The 15,401-nt window shown below is 69.7% G+C and carries 17 protein-coding genes; 5 read left to right on the top strand and 12 right to left on the bottom strand.

The annotated features are described in order from the left end of the window. Window positions 1-4: 4 nt before the first annotated feature. The 9 genes from CSW62_RS23495 to rdgB form a co-directional block, all read right to left on the bottom strand. Entirely contained in the window at window positions 5-1,690 is a 1,686-nt protein-coding gene (locus tag CSW62_RS23495; RefSeq protein ID WP_099581891.1) for an MFS transporter, read from the bottom strand. Window positions 1,691-1,724: 34 nt separating this feature from the next. Further along, a complete protein-coding gene (locus CSW62_RS23490; protein WP_099582437.1) occupies window positions 1,725-3,272 on the bottom strand; it encodes a response regulator in 1,548 nt (515 codons plus the stop codon). Window positions 3,273-3,308: 36 nt separating this feature from the next. Further along, window positions 3,309-4,853, bottom strand: a complete 1,545-nt coding sequence (locus CSW62_RS23485; protein WP_099581890.1) for a YifB family Mg chelatase-like AAA ATPase — start codon at window positions 4,851-4,853, stop codon at window positions 3,309-3,311. A gap of 108 nt (window positions 4,854-4,961) precedes the next feature. After that, complete coding sequence (gene gshB / locus CSW62_RS23480; protein ID WP_099581889.1) at window positions 4,962-5,915, bottom strand: glutathione synthase; 954 nt, start codon at window positions 5,913-5,915, stop codon at window positions 4,962-4,964. Between the two features lie 73 nt (window positions 5,916-5,988). After that, complete coding sequence (locus CSW62_RS23475; protein ID WP_099581888.1) at window positions 5,989-6,804, bottom strand: SirB1 family protein; 816 nt, start codon at window positions 6,802-6,804, stop codon at window positions 5,989-5,991. Between the two features lies 1 nt (window position 6,805). Continuing rightward, window positions 6,806-7,213, bottom strand: coding sequence for a YraN family protein (locus tag CSW62_RS23470; protein WP_099581887.1), 408 nt, complete (start codon window positions 7,211-7,213; stop codon window positions 6,806-6,808). Then, complete coding sequence (gene rsmI / locus CSW62_RS23465; protein WP_099581886.1) at window positions 7,213-8,085, bottom strand: 16S rRNA (cytidine(1402)-2'-O)-methyltransferase; 873 nt, start codon at window positions 8,083-8,085, stop codon at window positions 7,213-7,215. The genes CSW62_RS23470 and rsmI overlap by 1 nt, the downstream gene beginning before the upstream one ends. Before the next feature lie 36 nt (window positions 8,086-8,121). After that, window positions 8,122-9,276, bottom strand: a complete 1,155-nt coding sequence (hemW, locus tag CSW62_RS23460; RefSeq protein WP_099581885.1) for a radical SAM family heme chaperone HemW — start codon at window positions 9,274-9,276, stop codon at window positions 8,122-8,124. Further along, window positions 9,269-9,871: an RdgB/HAM1 family non-canonical purine NTP pyrophosphatase gene (gene rdgB / locus CSW62_RS23455; RefSeq protein ID WP_099581884.1), complete on the bottom strand. Its 603-nt coding sequence runs from the start codon at window positions 9,869-9,871 to the stop codon at window positions 9,269-9,271. Before rdgB ends, hemW begins: the two co-directional genes overlap by 8 nt. 235 nt (window positions 9,872-10,106) lie before the next feature. Between rdgB and CSW62_RS23450 the strand changes: the two genes are divergently transcribed. The 4 genes from CSW62_RS23450 (at window position 10,107) to CSW62_RS23435 (ending at window position 11,515) form a co-directional block, all read left to right on the top strand. Beyond that, entirely contained in the window at window positions 10,107-10,223 is a 117-nt protein-coding gene (locus CSW62_RS23450; RefSeq protein WP_099581883.1) for a hypothetical protein, read from the top strand. A 94-nt stretch (window positions 10,224-10,317) separates the two neighbouring features. Further along, window positions 10,318-10,851: a DUF2975 domain-containing protein gene (locus CSW62_RS23445; RefSeq protein ID WP_099581882.1), complete on the top strand. Its 534-nt coding sequence runs from the start codon at window positions 10,318-10,320 to the stop codon at window positions 10,849-10,851. 16 nt (window positions 10,852-10,867) lie between these two features. Continuing rightward, window positions 10,868-11,107: a helix-turn-helix transcriptional regulator gene (locus tag CSW62_RS23440; RefSeq protein ID WP_099581881.1), complete on the top strand. Its 240-nt coding sequence runs from the start codon at window positions 10,868-10,870 to the stop codon at window positions 11,105-11,107. A gap of 84 nt (window positions 11,108-11,191) precedes the next feature. Beyond that, window positions 11,192-11,515 carry a hypothetical protein gene (locus CSW62_RS23435; protein WP_099581880.1) on the top strand — a complete coding sequence of 108 codons (324 nt, stop codon included), beginning with the start codon at window positions 11,192-11,194 and terminating at the stop codon, window positions 11,513-11,515. Window positions 11,516-11,537: 22 nt separating this feature from the next. Here CSW62_RS23435 and CSW62_RS23430 read toward each other — a convergent pair whose 3' ends face one another. From CSW62_RS23430 to rph, 3 genes are all read right to left on the bottom strand, one after another. Continuing rightward, entirely contained in the window at window positions 11,538-12,323 is a 786-nt protein-coding gene (locus CSW62_RS23430) for a TIGR02281 family clan AA aspartic protease (protein WP_099581879.1), read from the bottom strand. A 30-nt stretch (window positions 12,324-12,353) separates the two neighbouring features. After that, complete coding sequence (locus tag CSW62_RS23425; protein WP_099581878.1) at window positions 12,354-13,331, bottom strand: S1C family serine protease; 978 nt, start codon at window positions 13,329-13,331, stop codon at window positions 12,354-12,356. A 116-nt stretch (window positions 13,332-13,447) separates the two neighbouring features. Further along, window positions 13,448-14,164, bottom strand: a complete 717-nt coding sequence (gene rph, locus CSW62_RS23420; RefSeq protein WP_099581877.1) for a ribonuclease PH — start codon at window positions 14,162-14,164, stop codon at window positions 13,448-13,450. 149 nt (window positions 14,165-14,313) lie between these two features. Between rph and hrcA the strand changes: the two genes are divergently transcribed. Beyond that, the gene (gene hrcA / locus CSW62_RS23415) at window positions 14,314-15,390 is read left to right on the top strand and encodes a heat-inducible transcriptional repressor HrcA (protein WP_099581876.1); all 1,077 of its coding nucleotides are present in this window, start codon (window positions 14,314-14,316) and stop codon (window positions 15,388-15,390) included. Window positions 15,391-15,401: the final 11 nt, after the last annotated feature.

Genomic DNA, 15,401 nt, shown 5'->3' with positions numbered 1-15,401 from the left:
ATGCCTAAGCCGTCGTCGCCTCGGCCTCGACCGGCTTCTGCCGCGCCGCCACCAGGAACGACAGCACGATGGCCACGACGCCGATCAGGGCCGTGTAGATGAAGAACGCCGTATAGCCCGCCGCCATGGCCGGGCCGCTGACGCCCAGTTTGGCGCCGGCGGCGGTGAAGCTCTCGGGCGGCAGGCGGGTGAACAGGGCCTTCAACGGCGCGGTGATCCCGCCGTGCTCGGCCGCCACAGCCGAGCCCTCAACGATGCGCCCCGACTGCGAGGCGATCAGCTTGCCGGGAAGGGAATAGAGCGAGGCGAACAAGGCGTACTGGGTGGCGGTGAAGCCGGCCGTGGTCAGGCTGGACATGTAGGTGATCAGCGCCGTCCCCGCGACGCCGCCCGCCAGGTTGTCGATACAGATCGAGGCGAACAGCATGCCGGTGTTGTGGCCGCTCATCGCCAGCACCGCGAACATCAGATTGCTGATCGGCTGGGCGAAGGCGCCGATGATCAGCGCCTTCATCAGGCCGAAGCGCGCGACGATCACCCCGCCCAGGAACACGCCGAGCATCGAGGCGATGATGCCGAACACCTTCCGGATCTCGGCGATCTCGGTCAGGCTGAAGCCCATGTCGCGGTAGAACGGGTTCATGATGTTCAGCACGAAGTCCGAGACGCGATAGACGCAGATCGTCGCCAGGATCAGGCCGGCGACCCCGGCGAAGCGGGTCAGGAATTCCTTGAGCGGCGCGCCGAGGGCGGTCGACAGATAGACGCCGGGCTTGGTGGGAACCTTGGGGATCGGCCAGGCGGCGATCATCACGACGGCCAGGCCCGCGACCACCCCCGCCAACTGCAGCCAGACGCCGTTGGGCTTGGCCTTCCAGGCCGCCTCCAGCGCCTCGCCGCCCGCGAATTTCGACAGCAGGCTGGCGTCGCCCGAAAGGCCAGAGCCGACCAGCAGGGCGCCGACCAGCAGGATGGCCAGGCGGACCAGCCATTCGCCGATCTCCAGGGCCTTGGGCTGGACGACCCCGCCGGTGTGGATCTCGCGGATCGTATGGGCCTGTTCGCGCGGCGCCATGAGGGTGGCGATCACCCCCACGCTCATGGCCACGGCCATGGCCAGGTACGAGATGTTCCAGCCGAAGCGCTCGGCCAGCAGCAGCGGCACGGCGCCGGCCATGATCATCGCGCCGCGATAGCCCCATTGCACGGCCACGGCCATCTGGCCCTGGCGCTCGGTGTCGACGACCTCGATGCGCCAGGCGTCGATGACGATGTCCTGGGTGGCGGTGGTGAAGCCGACGATCACCGCGACCAGCGCCATCAGCGGCAGGTTCGTCGCGGGATTGATGCCGGAGATCGCCAGCAGGCCCAGGATGATCACGGCTTGGCAGGCCAGCATCCAGGCGCGGCGATGGCCCACGAGGCCGTGCAGCACCGGGATCTTGGTGCGGTCGATCAGCGGCGCCCACAGGAACTTGAACGAGAACGACAGGGTGGCCAGGCTGAAGAAGCCGATCACGGCCAGCGACAGGCCCGCATCGCGCAGCCACAGCGACAGGGTGTCGAAGATCAGCATGTAAGGCAGGCCCGACGCGAAGCCGAGGCCCAGCATCACCAGGCTGCGCCGCTCGCCGAAGAAGGCGAGGGTCTGGAGAAGGGTCTTCTTCTCCTGTGGTGTGGCGTCTGTCATGGCGATCCCCCTGCGAGGAGAAGCGCCCTCGCCTTTAGCCGGCGACCTTGGCTCGCGTCGCGGTTTTCGTCCAGCCGCTGGAGACCCCCCCTGTCGTCCAGCGCTTGAGCGCGTCGCGCAGGGCCTCTTGGGTGAGGGGTTTGACCAGGAAGTCGTCCATGCCGGCGGCCAGGCAGGTGCGCTTGTCCTCGTCGAAGGCGTCGGCGGTCAGGGCGGCGATCGGCGAGGCCACGCCCTTGGCGCGCAGGGCCTTGGCGGCCTCGACGCCGGACATGCCGGGCATCCGCAGGTCCATCAGGATCAGGTCATAGGCCCCGGCCGAGGCGGCGGCCACGGCCTGCTCGCCGTCGGCGACGCGGTCGACCTTGCAGCCTTCGCGCTCCAGCAGGGTGCGGGCCAGCAGGGCGTTGATCGGATTGTCCTCGGCCAGCAGCACGCGCACGCCCTGGGCGACGGCCCCGGCGATGCGGTCGTCGTGGGCGGGCTCTTCCGTCGCGGCCGTCTCGGTGGTCCCGGCCCGCAGCACCTGCTCGACCAGCGAGGCGGCGCGCAGCGGCTTGATCAGATAGCCCGAGAAGCCGGCGGTCTTGAGGGGCTCGATCCGGTCGCGCTGTTCCGGGGTCAGCAACACCACGGCCTTGCGGCCGGCCGGCGGCTTCAGGGCGCCGCGCGGCCCCGACAGCGCCGCGTCGATCAGCAGCACGGCGTCGGCCGGCGCGCCCGACAGGGCCGAGGCGATGTCGACGGCGGCGAAGGCGCGGCCGCCGGCGGCCTCGATCTGGCGGGCGGTGGCGGTGCGGACGATGGCGTTGGGCGAGGCGATGGCGACGGCGCGACCGTCCAGCGGCGCCGCCCGAACGGCGGGAGCGGCCAACTCAAAGGGCGCCTCGAACCAGAACTCGGCGCCCTGGCCCAGTTCGCCGCCGACCCCGACCTCGCCGTTCATGGCCTTGGTGAGCGTGGCCACGATGGCCAGGCCCAGGCCCGCGCCGCCCAGCTGGGTGGCGTGGGTGATGTCGGTCTGGACGAAGGCGTCGAAGATCCGCTGCCGGGCCTCAGGTGCGACCCCGGGGCCGGTGTCGGCGACCGAGAAGCGGATGCGGCCCCCCTCTTCTCCCTGCGGGGGCGGGGTGGCGGTCGCCGTCAACAGTACGCCGCCGGCCTCGGTGAACTTCACCGCGTTGCCGGCGAAGTTCAGCAGGATCTGGCGCAGGCGGCCTTCGTCGGCCTGGATGGTCGGCAGGGGCGTCGGCACGGCCCAGGCGATCTCGATGCCCTTCTCGTGGGCCCGCGGGCTCATCAGCTCGGCGACCTGGCGCAGCAGACCCTCGATATCGACCGGGGTCAGGCTGAGCTCGATCGAGGCCGCGCCCAGGCGGGCGAAGTGCAGCACGTCATTGACTAGCGACAGCAGATGGTCGCCGCTCTCGCGCAGGGCGGTGACATAGGACCGCTGCTCGGCCGTCAGCTTGGTGTTTTCCAGCAGGCGCGCCATGCCCAGCACGCCGTTCAGCGGGGTGCGGAACTCGTGGCTCAGGGTGGCCAGCTGCTCGGGCGTGACGCCGGGTTTCTGTTCGCTCATGAAGATCAAGGTTACCGGGCGCGGCTTAACGGGCGGTCAAACGCGGGTCATCGGCGCGAAGCTTTCTTCTCCCGGCGTCGTGGTCCGCCGATAGGCCAGGGCCTCGGCGACATGGACGCGGCGGACGGCGTCGGCGCCTTCCAGGTCGGCGATGGTGCGGGCCAGGCGCAGGGTGCGGGTCCAGCCACGGGCGCTGATCCGGCCGGCTTCGGCGGCCTGGGCCAGCAGGGCGCGACCGGGCGTGTCGAGGGCGGTGATCTTCTCAAGGAAAGCGCCTTCGGCCCGCCCGTTCAGGCCGTCAGCGACCTCCAGGGCGTCGGCGCGGTCCTGCTGCAGCGCCCGCGCCCTCGCCACCCGCGCGGCGGCCTCGGCCGAGCCTTCGGCAGGCGGCGGCAGGGAAAGGTCGGCGGCGGTGACGGCGGGCATGTCGACGGCCAGGTCGATGCGGTCCATCAGCGGGCCTGAGACCCGGCCCTGATAGTCGCGCTGGCACCGGGGCGCCTTGCCGCAAGCGCCCCGTCCGGCCCCGCCGTGACCGCAGCGGCAGGGGTTCATGGCCGCCACCAGCTGCACCCGGGCCGGGTAGCGGATGTGGGCATTGGCGCGGGCCACCATCACCTCGCCCGTCTCCAGCGGCGCGCGCAGGCTGTCCAGGGCCTGGACGCCGAACTCGGGAAGCTCGTCGAGGAACAGCACGCCGTTGTGCGCCAGCGACACCTCGCCGGGCTTGGCCTTCAGCCCGCCGCCGGTCAGGGCGGCCATGCTGGCGCTGTGATGCGGGCTGCGGAACGGCCGGTCGCGGGTCAGGGCGCCGCGCGCGATCAGGCCCGCCACCGAATGGACCATCGAGGTCTCCAGCAGCTCCTTGGAACTCAGCGGCGGCAGGAGTCCCGGCAGGCGCTGGGCCAGCATCGACTTGCCCGAGCCGGGCGGGCCGACGAACAGCAGGTTGTGGCCGCCGGCGGCGGCGATCTCCAGCGCCCGCTTGGCCTGCTCCTGGCCCTTGACGTCGCGCAGGTCCTTGGGGCGTTCGCCCTCGACGATCGGACCGGGCGCCGGGGCGGACAGGATCTGGCTGCCCCGGAAGTGGTTGATCAGCGACACCAGGGAGCGCGGGGCCAGGATCCGCGTCTCGCCGGCCCAGGCCGCCTCGGGGCCGGAGGCTTCCGGACAGATCAGGCCCAGGCCCATGGCGCCCGCCGCCATCGCCGCCGGCAAAGCGCCCGCCGCTGGCACGATGCGGCCGTCCAGCGAGAGCTCGCCCATCGCCGCCCAGCCGTCGAGGGCGTCCATCGGGATCACGCCGATCGCGGACATCACCGCCAGGGCGATCGGCAGGTCGAAGTGCGTGCCCTCCTTGGGCATGTCGGCCGGCGCCAGGTTGGCGACGATGCGCTTGCCCGGCAACGACAGGCCAAGGCCCGCGAAGGCCCCGCGCACCCGCTCGCGACTCTCGGCGACGGCCTTGTCGGCCAGGCCGACAATGACGAAGACCTGCTGTCCCGTGGTCAGCTGCACCTCGACATCGACGCGCCGGGCCTCCACGCCCTCGAACGCGACCGTGACCACCCTGGCCGCCATCCTAACCCCTTGCGGATATTTGATTTATCCACAAGTCACAGCATAGCCGCTGAAATGGAGCAAGAACGAAAAACGAACGTTTCGGGAAAAGAACGCCTTTCCGTAGAGTTACCCACCGACGCGGCGGATCTCCTCAATTCGATCCCAGAGTACCGCTGCGGCGTTGACGCCCGTAAAGCGCTTGAGTTGTTGCGCGCCCGTAGGCGACGTGACGTTGATTTCCGTCAGGTACTCGCCGATCACGTCAATGCCGACAAAGATCAGTCCACGGCGCTTTAGCTCGGGACCGATGATCTTGCAGAGCTCCAGGTCGCGGGCCGTCAGGTCTACCGCCTCGGCGCGGCCGCCGACGCGAAGATTGGAGCGGACTTGGCCCGTCGCGGGCACACGATTGATCGCGCCGACCGGCTCGCCGTCGACCAGCAGGACGCGCTTGTCGCCCTTGCTGACGGCGGGCACGAACTTCTGGGCGATGACCTGCTCGCGGCCGATCATGGCGTGCAGTTCCAGCAGGGCGTCGAGATTGGGATCATCCGCCAGCAGACGAGCCACGCCCGAGCCGCCGCCGCCGTAGAGCGGCTTCAGCACGATGTCGCCGTGGCGGGCGCGGAAATCGTAGATCGCCTCGTGGTCCGAAGTGATCAGGGTCGGCGGCTGCACGCCGGGGAAGTCGGTGACGAACAGCTTTTCGGGCGCGTTGCGCACCTCGGTCGGGTTGTTCACCACCAGGGTGTGGGGATGGATCTTGTCCAGGAAATGGGTGGCCGTGATGTAGGCCATGTCGAACGGCGGGTCCTGGCGCATCAGCACGACGTCGATGTCGTCCTTCATGTCTAGGATCACGCTCTCGCCCAGCTTGGCGTGCGCGCCGTGGACGGCCGACAGCTCCAGGGACTGGGCGCGCGCGAACACGCGGCCATCTTCCTGCGACAGCTTGTCGGGCGTGTAGACCCACAGCTTATGACCGCGTTCCTGGGCTTCCATCATCATCAGGAAGGTCGTGTCGGTGTCGATGTTGATCCCCAGGACGGGATCCATCTGGACGGCGACTCGCAGCGACATGGGGGCTCCTGGGGTTCTGTAGCGACGGCTTAGTTAGGCGTTCTTCCTCCCCCGTCCAACGGGGTAGGTGAAGTCAGTTCAACCGCAGCCTCACCCGTTCCCGCTGAGCCCGGGCCGCGATGGCCGCGCCGCCGTCCAAAGTCTGGGCGCGCGAGAGGGCCTGCAGGGCGCCGGCCAGGGCGCCCTGGCCCTCGCGGGCGGCGGCGACGTCCAGCCAGGGGCGGTGGTCGGCGGGGTTGAGCAGGGCGCGGCGCAGGGCCGAGCGCTCGGCCCGGGGCCAGTCGCGGGCCTGCTGGGCGCGGGCGAAGATGTTGTTCTGCAGGCGGATCAGCACGGCGCGGTCCGAGATCGGCGCCATCAGCAGTTCCAGCCGCGAGGCCACGTCGGGCATCAGGCCCGTCCGCAGGGCCCGGCGCGACAGCTCGGACGGCAGCACCACCCGGCCCTCGCTGAAGGGGTCCAGCGCCAGCGGCCCTTCCTCGGTCTCGATGCGCAGCAGGAAGTGACCGGGGAAGTCGACGCCGTGGAGCTCCAGCCCGACCTGACGGGCGGCGTGCAGGTAGAAGACGCCCAGGGCCACCGGCAGGCCCTTGCGGCGCTCGGCGATGGCGATGACGTCGGCGTTGTCGGGGTGGTCGTAGGTCAGGACGTCGCCGGTCAGGCGCAGGTCGCCGGCCAGGGTCTCGGCCACGGCCTCTTCGGGCGACTCGTTCTCGGCCCGGCGGCGCAGACGCTCGGCGGCGTCCCGGGCCAGGTCGAGCGCCGGACCTGTGTCGCGGCTGGGGTCGTCGTGAACCGCGCAGGCCAGGGCCGCCTCGAACAGCGGGAAGCCCGCGTCGGGTCCTTCGCCGGCCTTGGTCAGGATCTCTTCGGCCTCGTCGCGGGTCATGTCACGCCCCAGCCCCAAAACCATCGGGCCAGGCGTTGGCGAGGTGGCGCGGCGCGCGGCCGGGCGCCAGTGCGATCAGGTCGAGACGCACGGACAGGTCACGCAGCGCCAGGCGGTGCGCGCTGAGATGGGCGGCGGCGCGGCGCAGACGGTCGCGCTGGGTCGGCGTCACGGCGTCCAGGGCGTCCTCGATCGTCGTCCTCTGCTTGACCTCCACAACGGCCAGCACCTTGCCGCGTTGCGCCAGCAGGTCGATTTCGCCCAGCGGCGTGGCCAGGCGGAAGCCCAGGATGCGGTAGCCCTTGGCCATCAGCCACAGGGCCGCCACCACCTCGGCCCGACGGCCGAGCTTGCGCGCGGCCGCACCCCGAGCTTGGCGAGCCTTGGCCGGTCGGGCGCCGGCGACCATCAGCTCTCTTCCTTGAGGGCCAGCGCCTGGCGGTAGAGGTCCTTGCGGGACAGGCCCAGCGCCTTGGCGACCTCGGAGGCGGCCTCGCCCAGGGGCAGGCGGGCCATGGCCTCGCGCAGGGCGGCCTCGGCGTCGTCGGCGGTGGCCAGTTCCTCGGCCCCGGGACCCACCAGGATGACGATCTCGCCCTTGGGCGCGGCGAAGCGCGGGTCGGCGGCCAGTTCGGCGAGCGGCCCGCGAATGCAGGTCTCATAGAGCTTGGTCAGCTCGCGGCACACGGCCGCCGGGCGCGTTGCGCCGAACACGGCGGCCATGTCGGCCAGGCAGTCGTCGACCCGCGAGGCGCCTTCGTAGAAGATCAGGGTGGCGCGGGTGCTGGCGAATTCCTCGAAGAAGGTCCGCCGCGCCGCGCTCTTGGGCGGCGGGAAGCCGGCGAACAGGAAGCGGTCGGTCGGCAGGCCGGCCAAGGTGAGCGCCGCGAGGGCGGCGGAAGCGCCGGGGATCGGGATCACCGGATGACCGGCGGCGATCGCTTCCTTGGCCAGGCGGTAGCCGGGGTCGGAGACCATCGGGGTGCCGGCGTCCGAGACCAGGGCCACCCGCTCGCCGGCCTCGAGCCGTTCCAGGATGCGCGGGATGGCGCGTTCGGCGACGTGTTCGTCGTGGCGTTCCAGCTTGGTCTTGATGGCATAGGCCGCCAGCAGCTTGCCGGTGACGCGGGTGTCCTCGGCGAGCAGAACGTCGCAGGCGGCCAGCACGTCCAGCGCCCGCAGGGTGATGTCGCGCAGGTTGCCAATCGGCGTCGCCACCAGATAGAGGCCGGGCGCCAGGGGCGCGTCGGACAGGGCTGGCGGGGGTAGCTGACGGCTCAACGCTCAGTGTCCTTTGGTCGGCGGAATGAACCCATATCAGGTCGCGAGCGCGCCTGTCAGCCGATCCAGCACCAGGCGGCCGGCGCGGGTGGCGCGCAATCGGTTGCGATCGTCGACCAGCAGGCCGGCTTCGACCAGGTCACGGACCTTGGGCAGGTCAGGAGTCAGGCCCAGCGGGGTCATTTCGTCGAAGCTGACGCCGTCGTCGATCCGCAGGCCCAAAACCAGGCGCTCCTCGGCGGCCTCTTCGGGGGTCAGGGTCTCGCGCGCGAAGCCGACGCCGGTCTCGGCCACGGCGGCGACATAGTCCTTGATGGCGCGGTGGGCGACGGTCGCCGCGCGGCCTTCGGGCAGGGCGAGGCGACCGTGAGCGCCAGGGCCGACGCCGACATAGTCGACGCCGCGCCAGTAGACGAGGTTGTGCCGTGAGCGGGCGGCCTGGCCCTTGGCGTGGTTGGAGACCTCGTAGGCGTCGAAGCCGGCGGCTTCCAGGATCTCCTGGGTGGTCTCGAACAGGGTGGCGGCCAGGTCCTCGTCGGGCACGACCAGCGTCCCGCGCCCGACGGCGCGGTCGAAGGCGGTGCCCGCCTCGATGGTCAGTTGGTAGGGCGAGACGTGCTCGGGGCCGAGCGCGATGGCTTCGGAAAGTTCGGCGCGCCACGCCGCGTCGGTCTGGCCGGGGCGGGCGTAGATCAGGTCGATCGACAGGCGCGGGAAGGCCTTGGTGGCCGCCGTGATCGCCCGCCGCGTCGCGCCGGCGTCGTGGTTGCGGCCCAGGGCCTTGAGGGACTCATCGTCCAGCGCCTGGACGCCGAGCGACAGGCGCTGGATCCCGGCGTCGGCCAGGGCCTTGAACCGATCGGCCTCTGCATCGGTCGGGTTGGCCTCCAGGCTGATCTCCAGGTCGGCGACCGGCGACCACAGGCGCTTGGCGGCGTCGATCACCCGGGCGACCTGGACGGGGTCCATCAGCGAAGGGGTGCCGCCGCCGAAGAAGATCGAAAGCAAGGTTCGCTCACCGGTCAGGGCGCGCTGGGCTTCCAGGTCGGCCACGATGGCGTCGGCCAGCGCCGCCTGCTCGTCGGTCTTGCCCCGATCGCGCACGACGTTGAAGTCGCAATAGGGGCAGATGCGCGCGCAGTACGGCCAGTGGACATAGACGCCCAGCGCGGCCCTGGAGGGATCAGTCAAACAGCGCCGCCTTCAGCTTGGCGAAGGCGCGGGCGCGGTGGCTGATAGCGTCCTTGGCGGCCGGCTCCATCTCGCCGAAGGTCATAGTCTCGCCTTCGGGCATGAAGATCGGATCGTAGCCGAAGCCGCGCGTCCCGCGACCGGGGAACACAAGGGTCCCGTCGACACGACCCTCGACCACCAGGGCCGGACCGTTCGGCCAGGCGACGGCCAGGGCCGAGGTGAACCAGGCCGCGCGGTCGTCGGAGCCCATCTCCTCCAACCGCGTCTCGACATTCTGCATGGCCGTGACGAAATCCTTGGAGGGGCCGGCCCAGCGGGCCGAGAAGATGCCCGGCGCGCCGTCCAGCGCCTTGACCGACAGGCCACTGTCGTCGGCCAGGGCCGGCAAGCCCGAGCGGTCGGCCGCGTGGCGGGCCTTCAGCAGGGCGTTGCCGACGAAGGTGCTCTCGGTCTCGTCGGGCTCGGGCAGGCCCAGCTGACCGGCGGTGATGATCTCGAAGCGGCCGTCCAGCAGGGCGGCGATCTCGGGGGCCTTGCCGGGGTTGTGGGTGGCCAGCACAAGCTTCGCGCCCGGTTCAAGCTTCAGCGCCATCCGACATCTCCCTAAACGCACTCCGAAGCGCTTCCTTACCGCGCCTTGACGACCGCCGTCGACACCACTGTGACCCAACGGCAACTGTCCCGCGCGACCGTGCATCATTACCAGAGTTTAATATCGTTTCTCGATAAACGACATTGGCGGAACCGGAATCGCGCTCTATCTGTTGAGCTGTGGATAGAGGCCGAAATGGCTCGACCCCGTCCACGTCTCCAAACTGGAAAACCCGATGTCCGCCGCCCGCCTGTTCCGCATCGCCGACAAGGTCCTCATGACCGTCATCACCGCCGCGCTTCTCGTGGCCGTGCCGGTGTCGGCCGTGGCCTTCGTGGTGCAGACGCTTTAGGCGGCGTAAGGGTTTCAGAGCCGAGACTGGGTTTTTTGACGCCCGCCGCGACGCGGGGCAATTTGCTTAGCGTTGCTGTCGGGGGGAAGCAGCCATGCGCGCCTTGGGCCCAGGCTCCGTATCGAGTTTTCTGAAGATCATCCTCGACGTGATCTACGTCGGCCTGTGGATCTTTGTCAGTCTGCTGTCGCTGTTCACGCTGGTCGCCCTGCTGTTCAGCTTCAACCCCGAACTTCTCGCCTCGATGTTGCCGATCAGCGACGCCGTCGAGGCCATCAGCCGCGATGGACCCCTGTTCGCCGGCGCCCTGGCCGCCTGGGCGCTGCTTCTGGGCGGCTGGATGGTCATTGTCGAGCGCCTGCGCAAGATCTTCGCCACCCTGACGGCCGGCGACCCCTTCCACCCCGACAATGTCGTCCGCCTGCGCCTGATCGGCCTCGTCCTGGCGGGCCTCGAGGTCGGGCGGTACGTCTTTTCGGGCATGGCCCGCTGGCTGGCCCCCAAGGCCAAGGTCATCGACGACAGCTTCACCCTGACCGCCTGGTTCTCGGTGCTGGTCGTCTTCGTCCTGGCCGAGGTCTTCCGCGAGGGCGCCCGCCTTCGTCGCGAAGCCGAACTCACGATCTGAACCGGAGCGATCCTGCATGCCTGTCCGCGTGAACCTCGACCGCGTGCTGCTCGACCGCCGTATGTCGCTGACCGAGCTCTCCGACCGCGTGGGGGTGACGATCGCCAACCTCTCCATCCTGAAGACCGGCAAGGCCCGCGCCGTCCGGTTCTCGACCCTGGACGCCCTGTGCCGCGAGTTGCAATGCCAGCCCGGCGACCTGCTGACCTTCGAATATGGTCCGGCTGGCGGGCATGACGACGAAGACGAGGGCTAGTTCGGCTCGCGCGACGAAACCGCCGACGGGGCAAGGCGTTTCAAGGGGGAGGCGGGGGCGCCTCGACATCCTGGGAACAGCAAATTGACCGTGACTCGCGTAATCTTCGCCTCTGTATTCGCCGTCGGCGCCCTCGCGGCCGCCGCCTCCGCCCAAGCCTCCAGCCCGGGCGCCTGGGCCGAGTTCAACCAGCGGGTCACCCGCAGCTGCGTCGCCGCCTCGGGCTACAGGAACGCCCGGCCGTCGCCGATCATCGGCTTCGACGACCGCGTCGGTAAGGTCGCGGTGCTGGTCTCCGACCGCTCGCGCGGCTCCAACAACGCCAAGCTCTGCCTCTACGACAAGGTCAGCCGGAAGGCCTATATCGACAACGCCGACGGCTGGGTGGCCCCGCCGCAGCCGCGCTAGGCGAATTCGCGGGAGGGCGCGCCTAGACGGCGCGCCCTTTCTCGTCCTCGCGCCACTTCAGGATCATCTGGCGGTCGCGGAATTCGAAGGCGTCCAGGCGCTTGAGGAAGCTCATCCCCAGCAGCGAGCCATTCATCGGCGCCTTGTTGATCATCACCCGGAAGCCCTCGAGCTTGATCGAGCCGATCTCCAGGCTGGTGGCGTCATAGGCGGCCGAATAGCCCTTGCCGTTGGCGGTCTCGGTCTCATAGCCGTAGTTCAAGGTGTCGAGGGGAATGCCCAGGCGGCGGGCGTCGTCGGGGCTGAGCACGGTCTCGGTCGCGCCGGTGTCGACCATGAACCGCACGCGCTGGCCGTTGACCAGACCGTCGACGACATAGTGGCCGCCTTCGCCTTGCGGGACGACCAGGGTGCGCTCGCCTACGGCTACGGGCGTGCCGACATTGAAGGCCAGCTTGAGCCTTTGCGGGACCTCGGCCAGCTCGGCGCGGTAGGCGTAGCCCAGCGCCAGGACCGCGATGATCCCGCTCCAGATCGCGACATATTTCAGGTGCTGGCCGATCGAGCCCTGCAGGCCGCGCAGCAGCGCCGTCGAGACCAGCACCACGACGCCGATCTGGTAGACGAGGTCAGCCTTGTCGTCGCCGGTCCGCATCGCCTCGGGAAAGGCGCGCCAGAGCGCGAAGGCCAAGGCGCCGATGGCGGCTAGCAGCCCTAGCCACAGCCAGAGCCGATGACGCGGGACTCCTTGCGGCGTTGACCTGACCGCCGGCGGGGGCGCGTCGGGTTGGTCCCACGGGCCTTTCATTGGGCGGCTCTCATCATTTGGCGAGGGGCATCAATTCAGCCGCCGCTTCTTCAGCAGGCTGGCGCGGTCCATCGAGCGGATCTCGACCTCGAAGGCGTCGCCCTCGCGCAGGACCTTCAGGGGCACGCCGACGCCGGCGTCGCCCAGGCTCCACATCGTTTCGTAGAATTCGGACAGGGTCGAGACCGGCATGCCGTCGACGGCCAGGATCAGGTCGCCAGCCTTCAGCTCGGCGCGGGCGGCCGGACCCTTGGGCGAAATGCCGACGATGACGACGTGGCTGTCCATCTCCTGGGCGAAGACGCCCAGCCACGGCCGCGGCGGATGCGGGCTGCGGCCGCGGGCCAGTTCATCCAGGATCGGCGGCAGCAGCTCGGCGGGCACGAACATGTTGATCGGCCGCGCCAGGCCTTCGTTGTCGCGGCCTTCCAGGGTCAGGGAGCCGAGGCCGACGAGGTCGCCCTTGGGGCCGATCAGAGCCGCGCCGCTCCAGTGCGGATGGGCCGGGCCGGTGATGATGGCGTCGTCCAGCAGGTATTCCCAGTAGCCGGCGAACGGCATGCGGGCCAGGACCTTGCCGGCCACCGCGTGGGCGCGGCCGCCGGCGCCGGCGGCGATGATCGCGTCGCCGGTGTCCAGGTCCTTGGCGCTGCCGATGGTCATGACCGGCAGGTCCAGCGGCTCCAGCGCCTGGACCAGGCCCAGGCCGGAACGAACGTCCAGGCCCAGCACGTGGGCCGGCACGCGGCGGCCGTCGTTGCGGGTGAGGATGACATCCGTCGCCTCGGTGATCAGATAGGCCATGGTCAGCACCAGGCCGCCGGGGCCGATGACCACGCCATTGCCGACGCGCTCGGTCCCCAGGATGCCCGCCGTATAGGCGTCGGGCGGGACGGTCGCTTCCAGCGCCACCATAGAGGCCAGCGCCTGGTCCAGGTCGAAGCGATAGGCCTCCGCCGACGGGCGCAGGCGGGCTTCGACTTCATGGCCTTCGAACGGGGTGGTCACGCAGAACTCCTGAATCCTTGGATCTGGAATCTGGGACCGTTACCCCGTTCCGGCAAGTGCGGCCCGAACGGGATGGCGCGGCCACCCCGTTCTTCTTGCGGGAAGGACGGCGGCCGTTAGGCTTCGATCGCCGCCCGTTGGATGACGAACAGCTCGTTGATGCCCTTCTCGGCCAGGCCGAACAGGGTCTCGAACTCGGCGCGAGTGAAGCCGCGCTTTTCGCCGGTGGCCTGGATCTCGACGATGTCGCCCACACCGGTCAGGACGAAGTTGCTGTCGGCCTCGGCGCTGGAGTCTTCCTCGTAGTCGAGATCGAGGACGGGGGTGTCCTTGAAGACGCCGCACGAGACGGCCGCCACCTGGCCCAGAATCGGGTCGGTCTTCAGCACGCCTTCGGCCAGCAGGTAGTTGACCGCCAGGCGCAGGGCGACCCAGGCGCCGGTGATGGCGGCGGTGCGGGTGCCGCCGTCGGCCTGGATGACGTCGCAGTCCAGGCTGATCTGGCGTTCGCCCAGGGCCTTCAGGTCGACGACGGCGCGCAAGCTGCGGCCGATCAGGCGCTGAATCTCCTGGGTGCGGCCGGTCTGCTTGCCGGCGGCGGCTTCGCGGCGGCCGCGGGTGTGGGTGGCGCGGGGCAGCATGCCGTACTCGGCGGTGACCCAGCCGGCGCCCTTGTTGCGCATCCAGCCCGGGACGTTTTCTTCGACCGTGGCGGTGACCAGCACCTTGGTGTGGCCGAAGCTGATCAGGCAGGAGCCTTCGGCGTAGCGGTTGACGCCAGTTTCCAGCGTAACGGCGCGCAGCTGGTCGGGGGCGCGTTCGGACGGACGCATGCTAGAAACTCCGGTCTTTAGAAAAGGGAGGGGCTTTGAATGTGTGTGTCAGGCCGCTTATCCTATTGCGAGGCGCGGTTGAAAGAGGCCGACCGCTTTTGTCCGCCGACCGGGTCCCAAACGACACGCCCCTCATGGCCTTTTAGAACATGACGCATCTCTTCCCTGGTCCGATCGTCCCCGCGCCTGGTCTTGGCGAGATGGACAGCCGCGCCCGCGATATCTTCCGCCGGGTGGTGGAGTCGTACCTGGAGACCGGCGAGCCGGTCGGGTCGCGCACCATTTCCAAGGGCGGCCTGGCTTTGTCGCCGGCGTCGATCCGCAACACCATGCAGGACCTGGCGCAACTGGGCCTGCTGGACGCCCCTCACACCAGCGCCGGTCGGATGCCGACCCACGCGGGCCTGCGGATGTTCGTCGACGGCTTTCTGGAAGTCGGCGACATCGGCGAAGAGGAAAAGCGCGCCATCGAGGCGCGGCTGGCCGTGAAGGGGCGCTCGTTCGAGGAAGCCCTGGGCGAGGCCTCGTCCATCCTCTCCGGCCTGGCCGGCGGGGCGGGCATCGTCGTCACCCCCGTCCGCGAAGGCGGGGTCAAGCATGTGGAGTTCGTGCCGCTGGGCGGCGGCCAGGTGCTGGCGGTCATGGTGTTCGAGGACGGCCAGGTCGAGAACCGGCTGATGCGCCAGGCTCCCGGCGTGACGCCCTCGGCGCTTCAGGAGGCCAGCAACTTCCTCAACGCCCGCCTGCGCGGCCGCACCCTGTCCGAGGCGCGCAGCGAGATGGGCGGCGAGCTGGACATCGCCCGTCGCCAGCTGGACGAGACCGCCGCCCGCCTGGTCGAGGACGGGCTGGCCGCCTGGAGCGGCGGCGAGGGCGACGCCCGCTCGCTGATCGTGCGAGGGCAGGGGAACCTCCTGGTCAACGCTCGGGCCCGCGAGGACATCGACCGCGTGCGCCAGCTGTTCGACGACCTGGAGCAGAAGGGCCAGCTGATCGGCCTGCTGGACGACGTCCGTGACGCCGAGGGCGTGCGCATCTATATCGGAGCGGAGACGCGGCTCTTTTCGCTTTCGGGTTCCTCGGTGATCGCGGCGCCCTATATGACGGGCCGACAGAAGGTGCTGGGCGCGATCGGCGTGATCGGGCCCGCGCGTTTGAACTACGCCCGAGTCATTCCGTTGGTGGACTACACCGCCCGGGTGCTCGGACGGATGATGGATGGATAAGGACTGTACGA

This window comes from Caulobacter sp. FWC2 (assembly GCF_002742625.1).
GTDB lineage: Bacteria > Pseudomonadota > Alphaproteobacteria > Caulobacterales > Caulobacteraceae > Caulobacter.
This window is presented reverse-complemented; position numbering and strand designations above follow the sequence as displayed.

Excerpts from the sequence above, each read along its gene's own strand:
- CSW62_RS23440 (WP_099581881.1), top strand. The coding sequence starts at position 10,868 with ATGCCTGTCCGCGTGAACCTCGACCGCGTGCTGCTCGACCGCCGTATG.
- CSW62_RS23445 (WP_099581882.1), top strand. The coding sequence starts at position 10,318 with ATGCGCGCCTTGGGCCCAGGCTCCGTATCGAGTTTTCTGAAGATCATC.
- CSW62_RS23475 (WP_099581888.1), bottom strand. The coding sequence starts at position 6,804 with ATGACCCGCGACGAGGCCGAAGAGATCCTGACCAAGGCCGGCGAAGGA.
- CSW62_RS23470 (WP_099581887.1), bottom strand. The coding sequence starts at position 7,213 with ATGGTCGCCGGCGCCCGACCGGCCAAGGCTCGCCAAGCTCGGGGTGCG.
- gshB (WP_099581889.1), bottom strand. The coding sequence starts at position 5,915 with ATGTCGCTGCGAGTCGCCGTCCAGATGGATCCCGTCCTGGGGATCAAC.
- CSW62_RS23430 (WP_099581879.1), bottom strand. The coding sequence starts at position 12,323 with ATGAAAGGCCCGTGGGACCAACCCGACGCGCCCCCGCCGGCGGTCAGG.
- rdgB (WP_099581884.1), bottom strand. The coding sequence starts at position 9,871 with ATGGCGCTGAAGCTTGAACCGGGCGCGAAGCTTGTGCTGGCCACCCAC.
- hrcA (WP_099581876.1), top strand. The coding sequence starts at position 14,314 with ATGACGCATCTCTTCCCTGGTCCGATCGTCCCCGCGCCTGGTCTTGGC.
- rph (WP_099581877.1), bottom strand. The coding sequence starts at position 14,164 with ATGCGTCCGTCCGAACGCGCCCCCGACCAGCTGCGCGCCGTTACGCTG.
- CSW62_RS23490 (WP_099582437.1), bottom strand. The coding sequence starts at position 3,272 with ATGAGCGAACAGAAACCCGGCGTCACGCCCGAGCAGCTGGCCACCCTG.
- CSW62_RS23450 (WP_099581883.1), top strand. The coding sequence starts at position 10,107 with ATGTCCGCCGCCCGCCTGTTCCGCATCGCCGACAAGGTCCTCATGACC.
- CSW62_RS23485 (WP_099581890.1), bottom strand. The coding sequence starts at position 4,853 with ATGGCGGCCAGGGTGGTCACGGTCGCGTTCGAGGGCGTGGAGGCCCGG.
- CSW62_RS23495 (WP_099581891.1), bottom strand. The coding sequence starts at position 1,690 with ATGACAGACGCCACACCACAGGAGAAGAAGACCCTTCTCCAGACCCTC.